Source organism: Prevotella sp. 10(H) (genome assembly GCF_000711235.1).
Lineage (GTDB): Bacteria > Bacteroidota > Bacteroidia > Bacteroidales > Dysgonomonadaceae > Dysgonomonas.
Genome location: NZ_JOMI01000007.1, coordinates 181,807 through 206,053, shown reverse-complemented (window position 1 = coordinate 206,053; position 24,247 = coordinate 181,807). Strand labels below are relative to the sequence as shown.

At 40.8% G+C, this 24,247-nt stretch carries 19 protein-coding genes; 11 read left to right on the top strand and 8 right to left on the bottom strand.

Translation table 11 applies throughout. The features are described 5' to 3' along the window. Positions 1-79: 79 nt before the first annotated feature. Positions 80-418, top strand: coding sequence for a hypothetical protein (locus K348_RS0112405; protein WP_051697835.1), 339 nt, complete (start codon positions 80-82; stop codon positions 416-418). A gap of 48 nt (positions 419-466) precedes the next feature. Here K348_RS0112405 and K348_RS0112400 read toward each other — a convergent pair whose 3' ends face one another. Beyond that, a complete protein-coding gene (locus K348_RS0112400) occupies positions 467-2,677 on the bottom strand; it encodes a bifunctional (p)ppGpp synthetase/guanosine-3',5'-bis(diphosphate) 3'-pyrophosphohydrolase (protein WP_029905263.1) in 2,211 nt (736 codons plus the stop codon). A 245-nt stretch (positions 2,678-2,922) separates the two neighbouring features. Here K348_RS0112400 and K348_RS0112395 point away from each other — a divergent pair, with 245 nt between their 5' ends. Beyond that, a complete protein-coding gene (locus K348_RS0112395; RefSeq protein WP_029905262.1) occupies positions 2,923-3,510 on the top strand; it encodes a hypothetical protein in 588 nt (195 codons plus the stop codon). Between the two features lie 90 nt (positions 3,511-3,600). Beyond that, positions 3,601-4,698, top strand: a complete 1,098-nt coding sequence (locus K348_RS0112390; protein ID WP_029905261.1) for a glycosyltransferase — start codon at positions 3,601-3,603, stop codon at positions 4,696-4,698. A 49-nt stretch (positions 4,699-4,747) separates the two neighbouring features. On the opposite strand, the gene mazG is transcribed toward K348_RS0112390, so the two are convergent. Next, the gene (mazG, locus tag K348_RS0112385; protein WP_029905260.1) at positions 4,748-5,539 is read right to left on the bottom strand and encodes a nucleoside triphosphate pyrophosphohydrolase; all 792 of its coding nucleotides are present in this window, start codon (positions 5,537-5,539) and stop codon (positions 4,748-4,750) included. A gap of 66 nt (positions 5,540-5,605) precedes the next feature. Then, positions 5,606-7,675, bottom strand: coding sequence for a cytochrome c biogenesis protein CcdA (locus tag K348_RS0112380; protein ID WP_369793894.1), 2,070 nt, complete (start codon positions 7,673-7,675; stop codon positions 5,606-5,608). A gap of 541 nt (positions 7,676-8,216) precedes the next feature. On the opposite strand from K348_RS0112380, the gene dnaG reads away from it, so the two are divergent. Both dnaG and K348_RS0112370 read left to right on the top strand, forming a co-directional pair. Further along, positions 8,217-10,211, top strand: a complete 1,995-nt coding sequence (gene dnaG / locus K348_RS0112375; RefSeq protein WP_029905258.1) for a DNA primase — start codon at positions 8,217-8,219, stop codon at positions 10,209-10,211. 38 nt (positions 10,212-10,249) lie between these two features. Then, positions 10,250-10,927 carry a porin family protein gene (locus K348_RS0112370; RefSeq protein ID WP_029905257.1) on the top strand — a complete coding sequence of 226 codons (678 nt, stop codon included), beginning with the start codon at positions 10,250-10,252 and terminating at the stop codon, positions 10,925-10,927. 26 nt (positions 10,928-10,953) lie between these two features. On the opposite strand, the gene K348_RS0112365 is transcribed toward K348_RS0112370, so the two are convergent. The 4 genes from K348_RS0112365 to K348_RS0112350 all read right to left on the bottom strand — a co-directional run bounded on the left by K348_RS0112365 (position 10,954) and on the right by K348_RS0112350 (position 15,414). Beyond that, positions 10,954-12,132, bottom strand: a complete 1,179-nt coding sequence (locus K348_RS0112365) for an FISUMP domain-containing protein (RefSeq protein ID WP_029905256.1) — start codon at positions 12,130-12,132, stop codon at positions 10,954-10,956. Positions 12,133-12,365: 233 nt separating this feature from the next. Continuing rightward, a complete protein-coding gene (locus K348_RS0112360) occupies positions 12,366-13,694 on the bottom strand; it encodes an ABC transporter permease (protein WP_029905255.1) in 1,329 nt (442 codons plus the stop codon). Continuing rightward, positions 13,691-14,602, bottom strand: a complete 912-nt coding sequence (locus K348_RS0112355; RefSeq protein ID WP_029905254.1) for an ABC transporter ATP-binding protein — start codon at positions 14,600-14,602, stop codon at positions 13,691-13,693. The genes K348_RS0112360 and K348_RS0112355 overlap by 4 nt, the downstream gene beginning before the upstream one ends. A gap of 137 nt (positions 14,603-14,739) precedes the next feature. Next, positions 14,740-15,414, bottom strand: coding sequence for a MarC family protein (locus K348_RS0112350; RefSeq protein WP_029905253.1), 675 nt, complete (start codon positions 15,412-15,414; stop codon positions 14,740-14,742). 146 nt (positions 15,415-15,560) lie between these two features. Between K348_RS0112350 and K348_RS0112345 the strand changes: the two genes are divergently transcribed. The 5 genes from K348_RS0112345 (at position 15,561) to K348_RS0112325 (ending at position 21,764) form a co-directional block, all read left to right on the top strand. Beyond that, entirely contained in the window at positions 15,561-16,667 is a 1,107-nt protein-coding gene (locus K348_RS0112345) for a DNA replication/repair protein RecF (RefSeq protein WP_029905252.1), read from the top strand. Then, positions 16,664-16,957, top strand: coding sequence for a DUF721 domain-containing protein (locus tag K348_RS0112340; protein ID WP_029905251.1), 294 nt, complete (start codon positions 16,664-16,666; stop codon positions 16,955-16,957). The genes K348_RS0112345 and K348_RS0112340 overlap by 4 nt, the downstream gene beginning before the upstream one ends. A 6-nt stretch (positions 16,958-16,963) precedes the next feature. Then, on the top strand, positions 16,964-17,416 hold the full coding sequence (locus K348_RS0112335) for a thioesterase family protein (protein WP_029905250.1): 453 nt from the start codon (positions 16,964-16,966) through the stop codon (positions 17,414-17,416). 200 nt (positions 17,417-17,616) lie between these two features. Then, positions 17,617-21,090 (top strand): DUF2723 domain-containing protein, encoded by a 3,474-nt coding sequence (locus K348_RS0112330; protein WP_029905249.1) that lies wholly within the window; start codon positions 17,617-17,619, stop codon positions 21,088-21,090. Between the two features lie 62 nt (positions 21,091-21,152). Then, positions 21,153-21,764: a polysaccharide deacetylase family protein gene (locus tag K348_RS0112325; protein ID WP_029905248.1), complete on the top strand. Its 612-nt coding sequence runs from the start codon at positions 21,153-21,155 to the stop codon at positions 21,762-21,764. A gap of 6 nt (positions 21,765-21,770) precedes the next feature. Here the strand turns inward: K348_RS0112325 and K348_RS0112320 are convergent, their stop codons facing one another. Beyond that, positions 21,771-22,763: a metallophosphoesterase family protein gene (locus K348_RS0112320; RefSeq protein WP_029905247.1), complete on the bottom strand. Its 993-nt coding sequence runs from the start codon at positions 22,761-22,763 to the stop codon at positions 21,771-21,773. A gap of 271 nt (positions 22,764-23,034) precedes the next feature. On the opposite strand from K348_RS0112320, the gene trpB reads away from it, so the two are divergent. After that, the gene (gene trpB / locus K348_RS0112315; protein ID WP_029905246.1) at positions 23,035-24,219 is read left to right on the top strand and encodes a tryptophan synthase subunit beta; all 1,185 of its coding nucleotides are present in this window, start codon (positions 23,035-23,037) and stop codon (positions 24,217-24,219) included. Positions 24,220-24,247: the final 28 nt, after the last annotated feature.

The following is a 24,247-nucleotide window of genomic DNA, read 5'->3' as shown; positions in this document are numbered from 1 at the left end:
GAAAAACAAACTACGGAGAGTTGCTGTTCTATCACAGAATTAAATATAAGTACAAACTATTCAAATAATAGATTAGATTATGAAAAAGATTATTTTATCGGGTGCAGTAGCTGTAGCACTTTTGTTCTCTTCCAATATAATGGCTCAGGATATTCCAACTAAGGCAAAACAGGAAACCAAACAGGAAATAAAAAAAGCTAAACTAAATTTGGAAGAAGCCAGACATGATGCCAAAATCCATGCAAACGAAGCTAAAGTAAAAGCTGAAAAAGGAATCCAGGACGCAAAAAAAGATACTAAAGCTACTGAATTGAAAGTAAAGAAAGAAGCGAAGAATGTATTGAATAAATCGGAACAGGATGCAAAGACTGTAAAATCCGATGCTAAAAAAGCTTGGGATAAAAAAGAAAATAAATAATTTTAGGTGTAAAAAAGAAGGGCAGATCGAAAAGACCTGCCTTTTTTATTAATTCAACCGACTGACTTCCTTCACACCTTTTATTGTCCTTAATTTCTTTATCAGACCGTTCAGCATATCCGTATTATTCAATATTACGGATACATTTCCATGAAACAGCCCGTCATTAGAATCGATACTAATAGCACGCATGCTGACTCCGGCTTCCTTTGAAATAATAGACGTCAGATTATTTATAATGCCGATATCGTCATTCCCTATTACCCGTAAGGTAACCGTATATGTAGAGCCCGACTTCCCTGACCAGCGGGCAGGTATTATCCTGTATCCGAAACGGAAAAACATATCATGTGCATTCGGGCAGTTTTTGCGGTGTATTTTTATGCCCTGCGAAGATACGAACCCAAATATTTCATCTCCGTAAATAGGATTACAGCATTTGGCCAGCTTATAATCTACTCCTGTAAGGTTTTTATCCAATATAAGTTCTTCTTTACCAAGCGTTTCCTTTATTATGTCGAGATTCTGCGGCACATAGCTTCCGGCACTGACCGCTTCATGTTTATCATGCTGTTCGGTTTCTTTTTTCTCCAGTTCTATATACTGGTCGATCACCGAATTTATATCGAGGCTTTCCTCGGCAATCTTGATATAGAAATCCGTAATGGTTTTGAAGCCAAGTTTCTTAATCAAACGCATCATTATCGATTCGTTGATTTCTATCTTACGATTTTTGACACGTCGCTTGAGCATTTCCTTGGCGATCTCTACCTGTTTATTCGCTTCTTCTTTCAGGCTTTGACGAATACGGTTCTTAGCTTTCGATGTGACTACAAAACCGAGCCAGTCACGTTTCGGTGATTGGTTAGGCGATGTGAGTATTTCCACCTGATCGCCATTTTGTAATTTGTAGCGGATTGGTACATTCTTACCGTTCACCTTGCCCGATACACAAGTGGAGCCGATACGCGAATGTATAGCGAAAGCAAAGTCGAGAACAGTGGCGCCATTGGGCAACTTATGTAAATCGCCTTTAGGAGTGAATACATATATTTCATCGTCGTATAGATCGAGCTTGAAATTATCCAGCTTTTCTTCCGAATCCATACTTTTATTCTCCAGCATTTCGCGCAGATTGGTCAGCCAGTCATCCATTTTCGACTGGCTTTTCACACCTTTATATTTCCAGTGGGCGGCAAGCCCGCGCTCTGCTATTTCATCCATGCGCTTTGTACGGATTTGCACTTCCACCCAGCGCGATTCGGGTCCCATTACCGTAATGTGCAATGATTCGTATCCATTGCTTTTAGGTATGGATAACCAATCCTTCAACCGTTTCGGATTGGGGGTGTACATATCGGTTGCAATAGAATATACCTGCCAGCATTCAGCTTTTTCTTTATCCTTGTGCGAATTCAGAATAATACGTATGGCAAACAAGTCATATATAGATTCGAAATCTATCTTTTGCTTCTTCAATTTATTATTAATGGACGAAATGGATTTCACCCGCCCTTTAATATCATACTTCAGTCCGGTTTCTTTCAGACGCGCGTCTATCGGTGCTATAAACGAGGCAATATATTTATCGCGGGCAACTTTACTCTCGCTCAGTTTGCTCACAATATAGTTGTAAGCTTCAGGGTCGGTATATTTCAGATAGAGGTCTTCAAATTCGGTCTTAATATTATACAGCCCTAACTTATGCGCCAGCGGGGAATAGAGATATGATACTTCTATTGCAAGCTGCATACGATATTGCTCGGTATATTTTTCTGCACAACGAAAGCGATGTAAACGGCTGGCAATCTTAATAAGGATAACCCGCATATCTTCGGCCAGGGAAATGAGAAGTTTAATGTAATTATCGGAAGCTATAGCCGACTCATTCTTCTCCAATGCGTTGACTTTAGCTAGTCCGTCGACGATATCTGCAATATCTTTTCCAAACAACTTTTGAATCTCTTCAATCGTGATCGATTTGCGGATAAAAGGCCTGTATAGAACCAAAGCGATGATAGAAGCACTTTTCAACCCGAGTTCTTCCATCAGTATAATACATGTACTTACCGTCAGGTCGGTAATACTTCCTATTTCCTCATCTTTGCGGTATACGTCCTCGGCAATTGCCTTTTTCACTACCGGCCGCAGTTTTCCTAATTCTGTATCCGTAAGATTTATATAAAGACCTTTCATCAGTCTTTTGAACTTAGAATAGGTCAGTCCGTCCGCATTATATGTAGGGTTGTTATTATCCATGAGTTGCATAATAAATTTAAAGGGGATAATACATTTTTGATAACCGGGTGTAAAATTAATTCTTTTCCGGCACTATGATGCTATTTTTTGGCATATGTTTTCTTTAAAACTTCAAATAGCACCAAAGAGTTGTGAAAGAAAGCTAATTTAATATAACAGGCAAACAAAAAGAAGTTTTTCAATCTCTTCATGCGTCGATTATTATCTTAATTTTGCACTATATATAAACAGATAATATTTGCGATATGAAAACCGATTATACAAAACTTGAAAAGGATAACTCTTTCAAAAAAAGCTATATAAACAGTACTCTTTGGTGGAAAAACATCCTGCTGGCGCCTCCCATACTTCTGCTTTTCGGCGGACTGATAGGTATTATATATATCTTTCATCTTGACAAACTCGTATCGTGGTATATATTGCCATATCTGATACTGTTCGTTGTAGGCACTATTTTATTGAAAGCTACAAAAAAGTATCTGCAAAAAGGAATGATGACGACTCCCGGCTCATTCATCGTTTGCCTTGCAAAGCCGATAGGTGAAAAAGACGGTTATACATATGCTGCTTTTGTGAAAGATACCCACAGGCACAATAAGCATTACATCAACAATGAAACCAAAGATTTGTCATTTGATGAAATAATTGCATCCGGTCAACCCTTCACTAAAAAATCCATGCCTTTAGGCGAGAAGGAAATCTATATACGGGCATATCCAACAAAGGAAATAACAAAACGCAACGCATCGTGGCGCGAAGAAGATATATTCCCGATATTATACATCGATGATAAATATACATTTGTTATAAAGAAGAAGGACTTAATAGCTTAATTGTCAACCGTTCCTAAAACTCATAATTTATAACTCATAACTCCTAACTAAAAAACTCCTATCTTTGCATCTTTAAATAATACAAACTGTATGAAGATTCTATTGATAGGCGAATATAGCCGTGCGCACCTCACACTGGCGGAAGGCCTGCGCTCGTTAGGGCACGAAGTATTGACGGCATCGGACGGCGACGGATTTAAGAATTATCCACGCGATGTGGATCTGAGCCGTAAAAGTTCGGGGATTATAGATACCCTTTCCAGTATGATGTCGGTTCTTGGCAAGTTTAAGAAATTCAAAGGATATGATGTTGTACAGCTTATCAATCCTTGCTTTACCACACAGAACGTCAGGGTAAATAATCACCTCTATAAAAAGTTAAGAAGGAATAACGGTAAAGTGTTCATGGGGGCTTTTGGCGACGACTCCTATTGGGTTGAAGCCTGCCTCGGGAATAAGATATTCGACTACTCGGAATTTTTTGTCGACGGCAAACCCATCAATGTAGATTTCAACCAGCGCTTTATCGATAAATGGATAGGCACCCCGCTCGAAGCATTTAACCGGAGTCTGGCTCAATCGGTCGACGGTATTGTAGCCTGCCTGTACGAATATTACAAATCATACGATCCGTTTTTCCATGATAAGCTTCGCTATATCCCTTTGCCGATGAATACGGCAGAAATTGAGTTCCAACCCATTCCCAAAGAACCTGAAAAGGTAAACTTCTTTATCGGCATCAATAAAGTTAGGGAGAAATTCAAAGGCACGGATGTAATGGAGAAAGCGCTTGCCCGTGTGAAAGACAAATATCCGGACAAGGTGATTGTTACCCGTGTAGAGTCTGTCAGCTACGATGTATATCAGCAACTGATGTCACAGGCACATGTCGTACTCGACCAACTTTATTCTCATACTCCGGCAATGAATGCGCTTCTGGCTATGGCACAGGGCAAAGTAGTTGTCGGCGGAGGTGAACCGTATATATACGACTTGTATGGCGATACATCCAATCAACCGATTGTAAATGTGCATCCGCATGAAGACGATGTATTCGATAAACTGGAATGGCTGGTGCTCAACAAAAAGGATATCCCTGAGATATCACGAAAGAGCCGCGAATTTGTGGAAAAGAATCATGATTATGTTGCTGTAGCAAAGAAATATCTGGATTTCTGGACAAGATAGAACAGAAAAGGGGCTGATTACTAAAATCCGCTCCTTTTTTATTTGTAGCTTATGATTTCTTCTCCATTTTCTTTGCCTCATCCCACAAAGCATCCATCTCTGCAAGAGTCATGTCTTTCAACCTCTTGTCCAGTTTCTTTGCTTGCTGCTCAATAAAATTAAAGCGACGGATAAACTTCTGGTTGGTACGTTCCAGTGCATTATCCGGATTGACTTTATACAGGCGGGCAGTATTAATCAGGCTGAAAAGCATATCCCCGAATTCGGCTTCAATCTTATCCTCATCCATATTAGATATTTCATTTTTCAGCTCAGCTAACTCTTCGGCAACCTTTTCCCATACATCTTCTTTCTGCTTCCAATCGAAGCCTGCATTACGTGCTTTATCCTGTATACGGTGCGCCTTAGCTATAGACGGAAGTGAAGCCGGAACTCCTTCGAGTATAGTTTTATTTCCGCCTTTCTCTTTCAGCTTTAGCTGCTCCCAGGATTTCTCTACTTCTCCCGCAGTATTAGCGGCTTCGTCGCCAAATACATGCGGATGACGGAAAATGAGTTTATCGCATAGCACATTGCAGACATCGGCTATATCATATGTGCCTTTCTCCTCCCCTATCTTCGAATAGAAAAAGACATGGAGAAGGACGTCGCCTATTTCCTTTTTGATTTCGTTATCATCCTTTTTGATAATCGCTTCACATAGTTCGTAAACTTCCTCGATTGTGTTTGTGCGCAGGCTTTCATTTGTTTGCTTGGCATCCCACGGACATTTAACACGCAGCTCATCCATAATGTCGAGAAGCCTGCCGAAAGCTTCCATCTTCTGTTCTTTAGAATGCATCTCTCTTAGTGTTATATTTTTAAAGGAAAAGCAGATTCTTTCCAACCTGCTTTTTCTCTATTGTATTTATTTTACTTCTTCTCTTTTCTTTTTGAAGTTGATCAAACCTGTATTCAAAAAGTCAATATATTTAGGTATATCTTCATCATATGCATAAGACGGACCTATCGGATTTCCTGCATGGTCGAGCAATACATAATACGGCTGAGAATTTGTTCCAAATTTATGACGTTGGAGATAACTCCATTTATCACCTATTGTTTTCAGTTTTGTTGTCTTACCATTTTCTTCCACTTCAATTACTTCCGGCAGTTTCTTCTTATCATCTACCATCAATGTAATCAGCACATAGTCTTTTTCCAGCAATTGCTTAACACGAATATCCGTCCAGACCGATGCTTCCATCTTACGACAATTGACACAACCATATCCTGAAAAGTCAATCATTACAGGCTTATTGTTCTTTCGGGCATATTCCATACCTCCTTCGTAATCATCGAACGCAGCATGTACTTCTCCCTCATACAGACTGAAATCCTGCGTAAACAATGGCGGTGAAAACGCACTGATAGCCTTTAACGGCGCACCCCATAGTCCCGGTATCATATAAACAGCAAAGGCAAACGATATAATTGCCATGAAAAGCCGGGGCACGGACACATGCTTCAAGTCACTGTCATGCGGCAGCTTTAGCTTACCCAGCAGATATACTCCAAGTAAAACAAATATTACTATCCATAGCACAAGGAATACTTCGCGGTCGAGAATGCCCCAACCGTAAGCGAGGTCTGCAACGGATAAGAATTTCAAGGCTAAAGCCAATTCAAGAAATCCTAATACAACTTTTACGGAATTGAGCCACCCGCCCGATTTAGGCATACTTTCGAGCCACGACGGGAATATAGCGAATAATGAAAACGGAATAGCTAATGCCAGTGCAAAGCCAAACATCCCTATAGCAGGAGCTACAATAGAACCAGAACCGGCAGCCTGTACGAGCAATGTTCCGATAATAGGGCCTGTACACGAAAATGATACCAGTGCAAGTGTAAATGCCATGAAGAATATACTGAGTATCCCTGTCGTTGAATCAGCCTTCTGATCCATTTTGTTAGTCCACGATGAAGGCAATACAAGCTCAAACGCTCCAAAGAACGATATAGCAAACACCACCAATAAAGCAAAGAATATCACATTAAAGATTGCACTTGTAGCCAAATCATTCAGGGCGCTTGCTCCAAATATACCTGTAATAAGCAGTCCTAAAGCTACATATATAAGTATAATACCCAAGCCATATGTCATCGCATCTTTAATTGCTTTTCCCTTATTCTTTTTATTGCGCTTCAGAAAGAAACTAACAGTCATTGGTATCATCGGCCACACACACGGAGTGAGTAAAGCTATAAAACCACCACCGAATCCACCGAGAAAAATCCAAAACAATGACTGGTCGGATGTATCCCCCGCTGCGCCATATGCCCTCACCTCTTCTATCACAGGCTTCCACAAATCGCCGCTGCTTGCGGCTGGCGTATCGACCTGTACGGGAGTAGTTACAGATGCCGTATCGACAGGAGTTTCTACAACATCTTTAGTAGCCGGTTCTTCCTTTGCCACAACAGCTTCCTTAGCTGTATTATTTGCAGCGACAACTACTGTAGACGGAAGGTCTTTTGATTTAAAGTCTAAATCTATTTTTATCGGAATGCATTGCCCGTCAACTTCACTGCAAACTTGTGAGCGTAAATCTCCTTCAAGCACAAAAGCGGCCTTATCTGTGATTTTAAGCCGTTGTACAAAAGTCGCCTGTCCTTCGTAATAGCCGACTTCCATTTCGAAAATATCGTCATAAACCTTTTTCAGCTTTGAATTTATCGCCTGAAAATCACCTACCTTTGTCGCCCCTTTCAGGTTATCTATAGACAGGCTGGTGGGCATTGGTCCGCCCTCGGGAATATGTATATCATATACATGCCATGTAGGGTCGATTCTGAAATTTGCAGTCAGTTCTACCTCGCCGTTTCCTTTATCGAGAAGTTTAACTGTCCACGTCGCAGGGCTTTGTGCATATATATTTGCAAAAGTAAAAACTGATAAAATCAGGAATAAAAACGTTTTTTTCATAAACAACATCTATATAGATGACTATTATATTATTTATAAGAATGACAAAGTTAAAAATAAAGCGTATATTACAGCAGATTGATATATCCTTTTTTAGATATTTTGGATAATGAAGACTAATCTGTCTATAATCTATGCTATAAAGTATAAGAATCAAGATAAAATCCCTCAGCTTTCTTTCACCTTTACCTTTCCGTAATCGGCATAAATTAACATGTATTTACAATTTATAGTTAAAAAGTAACGAAAGTAACGGATATTACAGTTGACAATACTTCTCACAAAGACGCCAAGTCGCAAAAGGTAACAAAAGTAACATATTTCGAGTAATAATTCTGCAGCTTGTAACTGCCCGCAGGGCGAAGTAACTTGTAACTATTATTTGTTTCAAAGAACTAAAAGCTATCGGCAAACGGCCAACAGCTATAATACTATATAGATAAAGCTTTATAGTAATTCTAAGCTTTGATTCGCATAAATCATAAATTCGATTCACATAATTTAAATACTTTCATCGGGATATTTTTACTACTTTCGTATCATCAAAATTATGATAGATCAAGGTACCATAGACCGTATAATGGACGCTGCCCAGATTGTGGATGTAGTGTCGCAATATGTCACCCTCAAACGCAGGGGAATAAATTATGTGGGCCTCTGCCCTTTCCATACGGATAAAACTCCGTCATTCTATGTTTCTCCCGCTAAAAATATCTGCAAATGCTTTGCTTGTGGTGAAGGGGGAACTGCTGTTCACTTCATTATGAAGCATGAGCAGTTGTCGTATTACGAAGCGCTGAAATATCTGGCTAAAAAGTACAACATTGAGGTACAAGAACGGGAATTCACCGATGAACAGAAACAGGCTTACAACGAACGCGAAAGTCTTTTCATCCTCAATGACTATGCCCGTGATTATTTCGTCAGAACCCTGCTCGAACATATCGAGGGTAAGTCGGTAGGATTAAGTTACTTCAAAGAACGCGGGTTTAGGGAAGATATTATAGAAAAATTCCAGTTGGGCTACAGCCTCGAACAGAGGGATGCTTTTGCACAGGAAGCGCTGCGAAATGGATATAAGGAGGATTACCTCGTAAAAACGGGATTAGCTATAAAAAGTGAGCATAATAACCAATTAATCGACCGTTTCCGCGGACGTGTAATGTTTCCTGTACATACGCTGTCGGGTAAAGTAATTGCATTCGGCGGACGAATCCTCAGAAAAGCAGAGAACACAGGAAAATATGTGAATTCGCCCGAAAGTGAAATATATCACAAAGGAAACGAACTCTACGGCATCTACTTTGCCAAGCAGGCTATTACCAAGGCCGATTGCTGCTATCTGGTAGAAGGATATACCGATGTGATATCTTTTCATCAGTCAGGGATTGAAAATGTTGTGGCATCATCCGGAACCGCGCTCACACACGGACAAATACGCCTGATTCACCGCTTTACAGATAATGTAACAGTAATTTATGACGGCGACGCAGCAGGAATAAAGGCTGCCCTAAGAGGAATCGACCTGTTGCTGGAAGACGGCATGAATATCAAGGTGATACTACTGCCGGACGGAGAAGATCCCGACTCGTTTGCCAAGAAACAAAATGCCGAATCACTTACTAGATATATAAAGGATAACGAAGTCGACTTTATCCGTTTCAAAACCAAACTGTTACTCGATGAAGCAGGGAATGACCCAATAAAAAGGGCTGCTTTGATCTCCGACATCGTCGGCAGTATCTCCATTATTCCCGATAATATTATCCGTACGGTATATATCAAGGATTGCAGTATACTGCTCGATGTAGACGAACGCATCCTCGTGCAGGAAGTGACAAAGAAAAGGCTTGCCTATCTGGAAAGAACAGCACCACAGAAAATGGAAGCCGAAATGCTGGCTGTAAAAAACGATCTTTCGCAACCGGTTGTCCGAAGCGGAAGAGTATTATTAAAGAAAACGCCGATAGATAAGTTCGAACTGGCAATCCTGTATTATATTATCCGTTATGGCAAAGAATTACTGATCGAAGAAAGCGACGAAGAAAGCGGTGTAATACCGATGTCGGTCATCGATTATATAAAATTCGACCTCGAACGCGACGGCTTATGGTTCACCAATCCGCTCTACACCAAGATTCTCAATGATGCAGTGCAAAACTGCAGTGATGAATCATTTAACCCCAAGCGATATTTTCTTGCTCACCCCGATCCTGATGTAAGTAAACTGGCAGCCGAATTGCAAAGCGACAGGTACGAACTCAGCAAAGTACATATCAAACAGTTCGGAGAAAATGCAAAAAAAGAAGATACTCCGCTGGCAGAAGAAAAACACCTGACCAAAAACGTTCCGCGCGTACTTACTGAACTGAAAGATGCTTACATTTCAGTACAAATAAGGGAAATAAAAGATGAAATGGCTCTCAGGCAAAAAGAAGGAAACTGGGATGCCGCCATAGCCCTGATGCAACGGGTAAAGGAACTTGAAGAAATAAAAAAAGCATTGGCTAAGGCCTTAGGCGAACGCATCATATTAAGGTGGTAACCTGTTAACAAGACTACAAAATATAAATAACATACTCTATGAAAACAATACTGAAAGTACTCCCTATATTACTTGTATTATTACTGGCAAGCAACAATGCCCGATCACAGTTTTTTGTAGAGAAAAAGAAGACCACACATTTTCAGATAAGAGGGGGGATGAACCTGACAAATGTATCTGCGTGGAAAAATGATCATGGCTTTAAGAGCGGAAAGGTAATAATCGGATACAACGGCGGAGTAATCACCGATATCATGCTGGGCAACAGCGACGTCTATCTGCAAACAGGGCTTACCTTTACAACAAAAGGTGCTAAAGTAAAAAAGCTCTCTTTGGCAACGGACAATGTAGAAGCGAAGATGCAGGCTATGTATGTCCAATTGCCTGTCTATTTCACTTATAAATTCCATTTCCCCGGCGATACTCACTTCGGGTTTGCCATGGGGCCTTACGTGGCTTATGGTGTAGCAGGAAAAACAACCTACACATCTTTTACCGATGCGAAGGAAACCAAAATAGATACATTCGGAGATAAAGGATTATGGAACCGGCCGGATGTCGGTTTGGGGATAGAATTACAGGTGGAGTTACCAAAGTTTGTCTTTGTGGTTGGCTCTGACACAGGACTAACAAAGGCTTGGAAAAGAGAAGAGCTAAGAGATAACCTGAAAATAAGAAACAACAGCGTTTACTTTACTATAGGTTATAAGTTGTAAACACTGTTGCTTATAAAATTAGGATATTACGAATTTTTTTTGCAACGTACAGACACGAAATTTGTACGGACAAAGTCTTTTCTGTATACGCCCTGATTACCCAAACCTCTCATCCATGAATGATAAGCACCCTGAAGTGAAGTTGAACTACTGGTCCAATAGTATGATAAGTAACCATAGTCGCTTATCCCATAGGCCCCACCAAAGCTGAATCCAACCATCATACCAAAGAAACCTCCCTTGGTTACAGGAAAGCTAACCCCTACCCCTGTCGGAGCAGTATTTATCCCTACAGGTTTGCAAGGAGCTTTCATTGCAGTGCCGTGTGTTCCACGCATTTCAATAGCAGTAGGACCTATAGGTACTTTGATATCGTTCATCGTACTGTACTTGCTGGTATTCTGGATAATGTAATTCTCCAGATCAGTCCATTCCTTATCAGACGGCAGATGCCACCCTTTTGGGCATATACCCTGTATAAGAGGATGTGTCGGATAAGCCATATTGCCCTGCTCCACATTATTTGCCGGATTTTCACCGTTAGTTGCCGCAAGCCAGTTATAAAGCAACCCTACGGTATTGTCTTTTTCATATGTCGCCATATCCTTTCCGTTACCTCCCGGCGAATATATAGGCGAAGCAGGATAGATATAATTTTTTGCCGTATTACTTATTGCATAACTCAGGTTTGGAGGCGCAAGCGGACTTTGATCATATATGGTAGCCCTCATATTTTCGAGCATCCATACTCCTGCCGCTCCGAAATCGCCCGTTTTATACTTTTCGTCATCGCGGGGGTCGGTGAAAATGGAGACATTAGGAGCCAGCTCTTCTCTCTGCACAGAGCTCCATGAGCCATCTTTCCATACATATACGCCAGCATCTTCCCCTTTCCGCACTAAGCATTGATTCATATTGTAGACCACCAGACCCGTATGAGTCAGAATATCATCCGCTGTGGGAGTATCTGCCCCGGTATAGCTGTACATAGGAGATAATTTGTCTGCATCATCCAGAAATACTCTGGGCAAAAGCAATCCTTTGTCTGCATTTGTCCCCTCGGGAACATTTTCCTTGTTTTTTATTTGCAAAAGTGCTCCGGAAACAGGCTGCTCTATTACACCAATGGTTACCTGAGCATTTAATCCGAATAATGAAGAACATAAACCTGCAAGAAAAAAACATACGTAGTTGTTAATTCTCATAAAGCTGAAAGTTATAGTTTAATGAAGTGATCGTCTCCTTATTAATTTGTCTCCTAAATTATTGTGAAGTGTATATATTGTCTTTTTTTACCAAAGTGCAAATATAGATATATTTCTATAAATAAAAAACATATTTTATGTTAAAGGACTATCTATTATGCTTATAGAAAAGAAAATACCCCAAGGAAGCCTTAAAAGCAACCTCGGGGTAATTATCCGATCGATTTATATTTTTACTTGTATTTAATCCATTTAAGCATTTCGGCAATGGACACTTTTTTGCCGTACATGAGGATTCCTACGCGATATATCTTTGCTGCAAGCTTCACCATCAACACTGCGCTGGCAAACAGTATAGCCACCGAGGCCACCAATTCCCACACAGGAATCTCGTATGGCGCGCGCACCATCATTACCACCGGAGAGGTGAAAGGTATAAGCGAACACCAGAAGGCCATTGCCCCTTCGGGATTGCGGGCTGCAGCAAAGCCTGTATAGAATGCAACCATAAGTATAATCATAACCGGCATAATAAGTTGCTGCGCTTCCTGCGAATCGTTGGCTCCCGACCCGAACATAGCAAACAAAGATGCAAAAAGCAGATACCCCCCAATGAAATAAAGAATAAGGCATGCAGCTACTTGTATCCAGTTGATGCTAAAAATCCCATTAAATGAATTGTTTATATCTATGTTGCTGTTTTCCAGCATCGCCATTGCCTGTTGGGTATCCATAGAAGAAGCCATATCGACATTTACACCGAAATATATCTGTATGGCTACCATAACACCGCCACCGATTACAAGCCATACCATCAATTGAAGCAAACCGACAAGCCCGACTCCAATTATCTTACCCATCATCAGATCGAAAGGCTTAACCGACGAAATGATAACCTCGATTATGCGGTTTGTCTTTTCTTCTACAACGCTCTGCATCACCATAGACCCGTACATCATAATAAAGAAGAACATGCAAAATGTAAGTACCGTACCCGTTATGGTTGCAGCTTCTCCGAGTGTCTCAGTTTCCTTGCCTGTTTCATCCCAGCGGATAGTTGATACGTTTATCTTGTCTTTCGATTTCAGTAAATCCTGCAATTCATTCACGACCTGCGGGTCTATATTGCTTTGCGTGGTAAAATCATCTATCTTCTTCGCTTTTACGGCATCTGTAAGCACGTTGTTTATATAAGCTGTAAGTTCGCGTGGTGGCTGCTGCTTTTCCGAGAAGAAAGTTACTGCATTCGGGTTATGACCTAAATCGTCCGTTATTTGCAACAGAGCCGTAGCTGCTTCTTTTTTCTCAGCATTATTATCCGATGAAGATATGTTTACAAATTCGTAATTCTTCGATGACTCGAATAATCCGGCATACATTCCGGTATTGTCTATTACATACACCTTCTTTATATCATCATTATCACTGAGCATCATCAGTATAGTAGGCAATGCAATAACAGCTACAAACAGGAATGGAGTTAGTAAGGTGGTCAGAATAAAAGCCTTTGTCTTTACTCTGGACGAGAATTCTCTCGCTATGATTAATTTCAATGCTTTCATGGCGCCGGTTTAGATACGATTTGAATAAAAATATCATTCATAGAAGGCAATTCTTCTTCAAACGAAATAACTTCATATTTGCTTGTCACTTCTTTCAATAGTTCCGAATTGGATGCCCCGTCATTGCGTTGTATACGCAGTTCAATCGAGTCTTTATCCTGAGATTGTGATAATATCGTAAAATGGGACGATTTCATATCAAAACTCTCTCCAGCGATAGTCAGGCGGAAGATATGCTTCCTGTACTGTGCACGTATCTCTTTCACATTGCCTTGCAGTACAACTTTCGATTTATTTATCAGTGATATTTCATCGCAAAGTGCTTCTACCGATTCCATATTATGGGTGGAGAGAATAATCGTTTTTCCTTTAGCTTTCAGTTCCAATAATTCATTTTTCAACAGTTCTGCATTCACAGGGTCGAAGCCGCTGAAAGGCTCATCAAGAATATACAAATCGGGCTCATGTATCACAGTGGTGATAAACTGTATCTTTTGCTGCATACCTTTCGACAATTCCTCTACCTTTTTGTTTTCCCACGATGCAATATCGAATTTCTTCAACCAGTACTGCGTTTTTTCATGTGCCTGCTCTTTGGTGAGGCCTCTGAGGCGGGCAAGAAAAATGATATGTTCGCCAACCTTCATTTTCTTATAGAGCCCTCTCTCTTCAGGCAGATAGCCGATATTGAATACATCGTCTGCCTCGGACTCCCTGCCATTGATAAAAACTTTACCTCTGTCAGGGGCAGTAATCCGGTTGATGATACGTATAAGGGAAGACTTGCCTGCACCGTTAGGCCCCAACAACCCGTAGATACAGCCGCGGGGAACCTGTACACTAACCCCGTTGAGGGCAGTATAATCTCCGTACTGTTTTACGATATCCTGTGTTTCAAGATACAACATGCTAATTATATTATTGGTTATTCGATTTTTCTACTCTGTTAGTCGTCTGACTCTCTAAAAAATCACAAAAGAATAAAAAAATAAGCAGATATACTAATTTGTCGGTGAGTAAGTTATGCAACAGAATCTATGTCCGGTTACAAAACCGGGATGTGAAATATCTTGGAAATGCCCGTTACTACAATCTGCACACCTATACAGAATGTAAAGAAAGCCACCAGTTTGTTGATAACGAGATTACCCGATGTCCCCAGCCTTTTCATTATACGGTGCCCTTCCGAAAGAAAAATATAGAGTATTATACACATGGAAACAATAACCAAAGCTATTATTCCATAATTAGCCGTAGTTCTCAAAACATTATCTTTGATTTCGGCGGTAGCCATTAAAGTAAATATAACCGATACACTGCCGGGGCCGATACTGATTGGAAACGAAATAGGATAAAATATCTTATTTTCTATTTCATCGAGATTAATCTTATCCATTGCCTTGTGCGTGGCGTCTGTTACAGATGACCCCGAATCGGACAGCAATCCCCATGCCGTTTTGCATATAAGGATACCTCCGGCAAGCTGTATAACCGGAACCGCAAGATTAAACAAAAGTAATATCAGATGTCCGACCAAAAGACAACCCATACCGATAAACAGAACATTGACAATAATTTTTTTGATGACAGTTTTCCGCTGTACATCATCCAGATTACCAAGGAAGCCATTGACGATGAACCCGCTGCCAACCGGATTTATTACAGGGAAAAGCGCTATAAATGAAGATATAAAAGTATATAATGCCGCATCGACCGTCATATCGAAAATCTAAAGTTTTGTTACAAATACAACAGTCATCGATTATAAATAGTTCCGCATCTTTACTTATTCTTTAATTTATCTTTAAAAACTGTCTGCTCCCGTAAAAAATTGTATTTTTGCAAAATCAATATTTTTTCAATCAAATGATATTAGACCGTTTATCCATACTCAATTACAAGAATATAGAGCAAGCCGAGCTTATTCTGTCGCCCAAGATAAATTGTTTTCTGGGCAGTAACGGTATGGGTAAGACGAACCTGCTGGATGCCATTTACTATCTGTCTTTCAGCAAGAGCCATAATAATCCTATCGATTCGCAGAATATCCGCCACGATGCCGAATTTGCTGTCATACAAGGCTGGTACGAACTGGATAATAAGCAGGAAGAATTCTTTTGCAGCCTCCGCCGCAAGCAGAAAAAGCAATTCAAACGGAACAAGAAAGAATATGAACGCCTGTCTGATCATATCGGAACCCTGCCGCTTGTTATGGTATCGCCGTCCGATACGGAACTGATAAACGGGGGAAGCGACGAACGCCGCAGGTTTATGGATTTATTTCTTTCGCAGTTCGACAAAGAATACCTCCATTCCTTAATCCGGTATAACAAAGCTTTGCAGCAACGGAATGCTTTACTTAAAACAGAAGGCTACACGGATGATACATTGTTCGACCTTTGGGATGAACAACTGAGCGAAGAAGGAAAAGTCGTTTATCAAAAAAGGAAGGATTTTATTGATAAATTTATCCCTACATTCCAGAAGTTTTACGACTTTATTTGTTCGTCTAATGAAAAGGTAAAGCTGAGTTACGAATCGCATTTCGAAACAGAGGATTTTATGCAACTAATAAAATCGAGACGGCAAAGAGATATGATACTCGGCTATACTACTGTGGGTGTACATAAAGACGATCTGGATATGCAAATGGACGGCTATTCGATAAAACGCGTAGGCTCGCAGGGACAAAACAAGACATATGTTGTCGCCCTCAAGCTGGCACAATTCGATTTCCTGCATAAAGCGACATCTACTACACCGATATTATTACTGGACGATATATTCGACAAGCTGGATTCCTCCCGTGTAGAACAAATTATAAAACTGGTGCTGGATAAGGACTTCGGGCAAATCTTCGTAACAGATACCAACCGCGAACATCTGGACGAGATACTCTCCCGCACCAACAGCAATTACCACCTGTACGAAGTAGAAAACGGCGAAGTATTACAAAAAAACAGCACGATATGAGAAAACGCAATACAGAAAGTATCGGCGAAGTGCTGAGGCAATATTTCGAAGAAAATCCGTTCTTTAGACGTAAGCTTGCCGAAAGCAGGGCGGTAACAGGATGGTCTCAGTTGCTTGGTTCGATGATAAATTCATACACGACGAATATTTATTTGCGGAACGGCACCCTGTATGTATCGCTGAATTCATCGGTGTTACGCTCCGAACTATTGATGGCAAAAGACAAACTGATAACAAAACTAAATGAACATGCAGGCATGTATGTTGTTAATGATATAATATTTAGATAACAATTTATGGTAGAAATTAAACCCGAAACATTTAAGACGACTCTCCCGATACAGATTCGCTTCAGCGATATCGATGCATTGGGACATATAAATAATAATTCCTATTTCAGTTATTTCGATCTTGGCAAAACGACCTATTTCGAAAAAGTGAAAGGGCGCGCTTCTATAAGCTGGACGGACGGGCTCATTGTGGTTGCCCATATCGAAACCGACTTCTTCTCCCCTATATATTACAGGGAAGAGATAGCAGTAGATTCGAAAGTAACAAAACTGGGCGAAAAAAGCGGTGTGTTCCTTCAACAGATACGCAACACAAAAAACGGAGAGATAAAATGCCGTTGTAAAACCGTATTCGTCACCTATGATGCACATACCCAATCATCTATGCCTGTACCAGATGTGTGGAGAAAGATCATATCGGAGTATGAGGGACTGGAAGATCCGAAAGTAGCTATATAGCCACTACAAGAGATATACTAAATAATAAGAATGGGCGGAATTAATTCCGCCCATTCTTATTATTTTAAGAAGTTTTTTATTTTAAACCTTAAAAACAAAGCGAGCCGGATAAATACTTTCAGTGTTTTAACTATCTTTGCACCCAAATATACTGAAAACAACCGTTTAATAAACGATTAACACCATATACCTTTTTCATTATGAAAAGATATAACCTGATTAACAATATCTTTGGTTGGTTTAGTTTTGCTGTGGCAGCTATCGTCTACCTGATGACAATAGAACCTACTGCCAGTTTTTGGGACTGCGGAGAGTTTATCACTTCGGCCTATAAACTAGAGGTAGGACATCCGCCCGGCGCTCCGTTCTTTATGCTGACGGGTAAATTTTTCTCACTGTTTGCTTCCGACCCGTCTCAGGTAGCAATGATGATAAACAGTATGTCGGCACTGCTGAGTGCGGCAACTATTCTCTTCCTCTTCTGGACAATTACCCACCTCGCAAAAAAACTGATATATAGCGATACCGAAAAGGAAATGACTCTCGGTCAGCTGATCGCTATCATCGGTTGCGGACTTACAGGTGCTTTAACGTATACATTTACCGATACATTCTGGTTCTCTGCCGTAGAAGGAGAGGTATATGCCTATTCATCAATGTTCACTGCCTTGGTTTTCTGGCTCATACTGAAATGGGAGAACCGCGCAGACAAGGAAGGCTCTGACAAATGGCTCATTATTATAGCGTATGCAATGGGATTATCTATCGGCGTCCACTTGCTCAACTTGCTTTGTATCCCTGCCATTGTACTGGTATATTATTTCAAGAAGGCTAAAGATGTTAACGTCAAAGGTACTCTGCTTTCTTTAATCGGCTCGCTTTTCCTTGTAGTCATACTGATGTACGGTATCATTCCGGGCTTTACAAAAGTAGGTGCATGGTTCGAAAAACTGTTTGTTAACGGATTCGGATTCTCTTACAATTCCGGTTCGCTGGCATATATCCTGCTTGTTGTCATATCCATTATATGGGCTTTATACGAAACGCTTTCAAAGAAAGGAAGTATGACACGTGCGAAAGTAGCGTTTATCATCTGTATGACATTAAGCGGTGTTACCCTTATCGGCGACAATGCCTTATTGTGGATAGTACTGATGGGAGGCCTTATCGCATTCCTGTTTATAAATAAAAAAATCAATTTCAGATTTCTAAATACAACTGTCCTTTGCCTGATGGTCATATTGATAGGATATTCTTCTTTTGCACTTATCCCTATCCGCTCTATAGCTAATACTCCTATGGATCAGAACTCGCCTGAGAATGTATTTACACTGGCAAGTTATCTGAACCGTGAGCAATATGGTGACAGACCATTATTCTACGGTAAGACATACGCTTCTACCGAGAAAAGAGATCCGGCTACCGGACGCCTCGAACCGCCTGTAAGTGAAAAACAAACATTCGATAAGGTGGTAAAAAAATCACCAGACCAGAAAGACGAATATGTAGTGACAGGTACTATACCTACATACGGATATACAAATACAATGTTGTTTCCGCGCATGTATTCTTCTTCGGAAGACAGGCATCTGCTCGGATATCAGATATGGGCCGGCATAAAAGACACATCCGTACCGCCTACCATGTTCGAAAACCTGAAATTCTTCTTCGATTACCAATTGGATTTCATGTACTTCCGTTATTTCATGTGGAACTTCTCCGGCCGTCAGAACGACATACAGGCTACCGGCGGGCCTACAAACGGGAATTGGATCACAGGTATCGGCTTTGTAGACGAAATGCTCGGACGCGGGCCACAGGACAATCTTCCTCCGGATATTGCAGACAATAAAGGACACAATAAATATTATCTGTTGCCTTTGATACTCGGTATACTGGGTATTGTATATCAGTTGACAAGAGGTAAGAAAGGCGAGCAACAATTCTTAGTTACCTTCATGTTGTTCTTTATGACAGGTATTGCCATTATCGTTTATTTGAATCAGCAGCCATTCGAACCGCGCGAACGTGACTATGCATATGCAGGGTCGTTCTATGCGTTCTGTATATGGATCGGATTCGGGGTGGCTTTTTTAGCCCGTCTTCTCCGAAAGGTATTGCCGGAAACACCTGCAGCAGCAGTTGCCGCCGTTGTAACATTATTTGTACCGATACAGATGGCCGGACAAAACTGGGACGACCATGACCGTTCGGACAGATATACCATGCGCGACTTCGGGATGAATTATCTGCGAGGATGCGAACCTAACAGTATATTATTCTCAATGGGAGATAACGATACATTCCCATTGTGGTATGCACAGGAAGTAGAAGGGTTCCGGACCGATGTGCGTGTATGTAACCTGAGTTATCTGCAAACCGACTGGTATGTAGACCAGATGCGCCGTCAGGCTTACGATTCACCTGCGTTGCCTATTGACTGGGAAGAAGACCGTTACCACGGCGATAAAGGACAATCGGCATACGTATTCACCAAACGCGATATAGAACGGTTATTGACACGCGATCTGCAGGGCTCGAAAGAATCTTCTGCATGGGCGGGAAGAATCAATTATTCTGACTATTACGATACGCAAGTATTTAAAGATACGATGGAAATGGCTGATGCACTTAATATTATGAAGACAATGGATAATTATGCTCCGCGTAATCCGTATATCGACAATGGTGTTATCATACCGTCCAGCATATTTAAAATGTCTATCGACGAGTCCAAAGTAGACTGGAAGGCGATGGGTACTACACCTCAGCCTGAATTCGTAATCAATCTCGGTGACAACAAAGGTGGTATTTATCGTCAGGAGATGATGATAATGGATATGCTTTACAATATCAATAAAGACGATTGGAAACGCCCTATATATCATGCTGTGACAATCGGTGAAGCGCCATTGAGACTTACTAACCAGTCTATGCTCGAAGGTATCAATTACCGTATAACCCCGGGTGTGATCGACAGCACCGGAGTCAATACTGAAGTTATGTTCGACAACATGGTGAACAAATACAAATGGGGCGGTATTGAGAATCCTAAAGTTTATCTGGACGAAAACAACCTGAGAATGTGCCGTACATTCCGCCTGATGTTCGACAGGCTGATAAATGCATTACTCATTGAAGGTAAGAAAGATAAGGCGCTTCAGGCACTCGACAGATGTATGGAAGCTATTCCGGCCAACACAGTTCCACGCGGTGGAGAATCAGTAGCTTTTGCCGATGCGTATTACGAACTCGGTGAAACTGAAAAAGCCCGTAAAGTAATAGATGAGATTCTTTACAAGGTAGACGGCAGCCTGCAGTGGTATAAGAGCATGAAACAAGACCTGATGATAAACTGTACTTCCGAAATCAGGGAGTTAATGAATACGGAAATACAAATATTGGATACATATCAGCGTTATGATGCTGAGAGATATAATGACTATCTGGATAAAGTGACTTCCAGTACGGAAATATTCCTTAACAACAGGGTGAGTTTCAATGACCGAAGTCATCCGCTCGATTACCTGATGCGTATCACAATGAGAGGAATGTATATGTCGGAAGGCGACACTTCTGCAAGAAAAGACGCAGAAGCAAAAATAGGACAGATAGGTGGACTGATGCAGAAATTCAGGCCGGAACTTTTACAAAAATATTATAACAATAAATAAAACAGGCAGATGAAGGATTTCCGGAGCAATTCCGGCAATCCTTTTATCTGTGATGGTTTGTCATGTTGATAGAACAGCCCCCATTCATATACCGTATGCTCTTTCCCGGAGCAGTCTGGCGGAAACCTGTAGAAGGCGAGAAAACAGTTTATCTGACGTTCGACGACGGCCCTATTCCCGAAATCACACCTTGGGTTTTAGACTTACTGGATAAATACGATGTGAAAGCAACATTTTTCTGTGTAGGCGACAATGTAAGGAAATATCCGGAGATATATAAAACAATTCTCGATCGCGGGCACAAAGTCGGCAACCATACATTCAATCATATACAGGGTATCAAGACATTCTCGAAAAAATATTTGGAAAATACCATGCTGGCAACAAAGCATATCGATTCCGATCTGTTCCGTCCGCCGCACGGGCATATGAGGATAGGGCAGTACTTTACGCTTCGTAAATATTATAAGATTATCATGTGGGACGTGGTTACACGTGATTATAGTAAACTGATGACACCTGAAAAAGTATTCAATAACGTAAAAAAATATACCCGTGACGGCTCAGTCATTGTTTTCCACGACTCTATAAAATCCGAAACGAATATGAAATATGCCCTGCCCCGCAGCATCGAATGGCTGAAAAAGCAGGGGTATACATTTAAACTTCTTTGATCTATTCTATTTTTTTACCGATAATGTCTTCGGATATTCTACAGGATATAATTTCTCACCGCCAAGTAAACGAATGTAAGTTGAGAATTCCCGCTTATTTTCTGTAAGTTCAATTACCCGGCAGCCATTTTTCCCAAGATCATTATATACAGTATTTCCCCCTGAAAAGCGTCCGTAAGCCAGATAAATATCATAATAATTACCTATATAATCATTATTGTGGTCGTGTCCTACGAATGTGCCCATCACATCGCCTGCCTGACGCATAGCCGCGAACATCCCTGTATTCAGCCTTCCGTGACATTCTTTTTCATCTCTGCTGCCAATCAGCTTATCATAATTCTCCGATTTCATCACTGAATACTCGGCAAGAGGTATATGGAAAAAAGCCAGTGCCGGAAGCGGATGACCGTTATTATCTTTCGTATATGCCGCGCTTTGCCTTGCATACCATTCCACCTGATCGGTACCAAGCCAGTCATATGTGCCTACTCCCTTAATAGGTGCATATGCTCCCGAATCGAAAAAGTAGAGGACGGATTTATTCTCTTCTCCATTTGCTGATTTTACTTCTAATACATAATTACCTACTCCTTTCAGGTATTTATCTCCCGGTCTGGCTAATGTATAGGTCTTTTGCTGTACAAAATCCATAATTTCCTGACGCGACATGTCATATTCATCATCATGGTTTCCGAAAACGTAAGCCCATGGAACTTCATTTTGCTCAACGATATTAAAAACATCATCGAGACCTTCTTTGGCAGGTTTGGAGAAAATAATATCACCAGTGAAAACAACCAGATCGGGCTTTTCAACACGGAGAACTTCTTCTATCAGTTCCAAAGCAACAGCCGATGCCGGATTTTCTTTCTGGTAATGGACATCTGTAAACTGCACGATTTTAAATTTACTGTTGTCATTAAACTTTAAAACCGGGTATTGAGAATAAATAAATGTAGAAAATAATAGAAATAAGGAAACTAGTAAAATACGCATGGATTCTGTGTTTTTAAATAATTAAATAATATACTAAGATAAAAAATATAAATTAAAATTTGCAGGTTTCATTTTTTTTATATCTTTGCAAAAACAAAAAAGAAAGCAGAATGAATTTTCAAATAACAAATGCATATTGGTGGTGGCACTCTCAACTCAAAAAGTCGTGAGCCAATCCGGTATGTATTAAAATGAAAAATTATAAAATACAAAGCCTGTCGTAACTCACGATAGGCTTTTTTTATGACAGAAAAAATAAACAATATATACAATGAAAAAATTTACGGTTGACTCGAACGGTTTTTATGGAGATTTCGGAGGTTCTTACATCCCTGAGATACTTTACGATAATGTAGAGAAGTTGAAAAATACATATCTGGAGGTTATTAACGACCCCTCTTTCCAAAAGGAATATAACGACCTGTTAAGGGATTATGCAGGCCGCCCTTCTCCCCTATTTCTGGCAAAACGCCTGTCTGAAAAGTATGGCTGCAAGATATACCTCAAACGTGAAGACCTCAACCATACGGGTTCACACAAAATCAACAATGCAATAGGTCAGATACTTATTGCCCGCCGTATGGGTAAAACCCGTATTATCGCCGAAACAGGGGCTGGACAACACGGCGTTGCTACAGCTACGGTATGCGCCCTGATGAATATGGAATGTATCGTATATATGGGAAAAACCGACGTTGAACGTCAGAAATTGAATGTGCAGAAAATGGAAATGCTCGGTGCAACAGTGATTCCTGTTACAAGCGGCAATATGACCTTAAAAGATGCAACTAATGAGGCTATACGCGACTGGTGCTCAAACCCGTCCAATACCTACTATGTGATAGGTTCTACCATCGGGCCGCATCCTTATCCTGATATGGTTGCACGTCTGCAATCTGTGATCAGTGAAGAAATCCGCAAACAATTACTGGAAAAAGAAGGCCGCGAAACTCCGGATTATGTAATGGCCTGTGTAGGTGGAGGAAGCAATGCAGCCGGAACAATTTACCATTTCATTGACGAACCGGATGTAAAAATTGTACTTGCCGAAGCTGCCGGAAAAGGAATCAACTCAGGTGAATCTGCTGCAACAATACATTTGGGAAAACTGGGAATTATACATGGTTGCAAAACCCTGATTATGCAGTCGGAAGACGGACAAATAGAAGAGCCATATTCTATCTCTGCAGGTCTTGATTATCCGGGCATCGGCCCGATACATGCTCACATGGCTCATATAGGCCGTTCTACGGTACTGGCTGTAACGGACGATGAAGCGATGCAGGCTGCCTTTGAACTGACGAAACTGGAAGGAATTATTCCCGCTATAGAATCGGCACATGCTTTGGGAGCTTTGGAGAAGATGAATTTTAAAGCGGAGGATGTGGTAGTTATGTGTCTTTCGGGGAGAGGAGATAAGGATATGGAAACGTATATAGGAGCTTTTAGCCGATAGCCATTAGCTGTTAGCTTCTTTAAAAAAA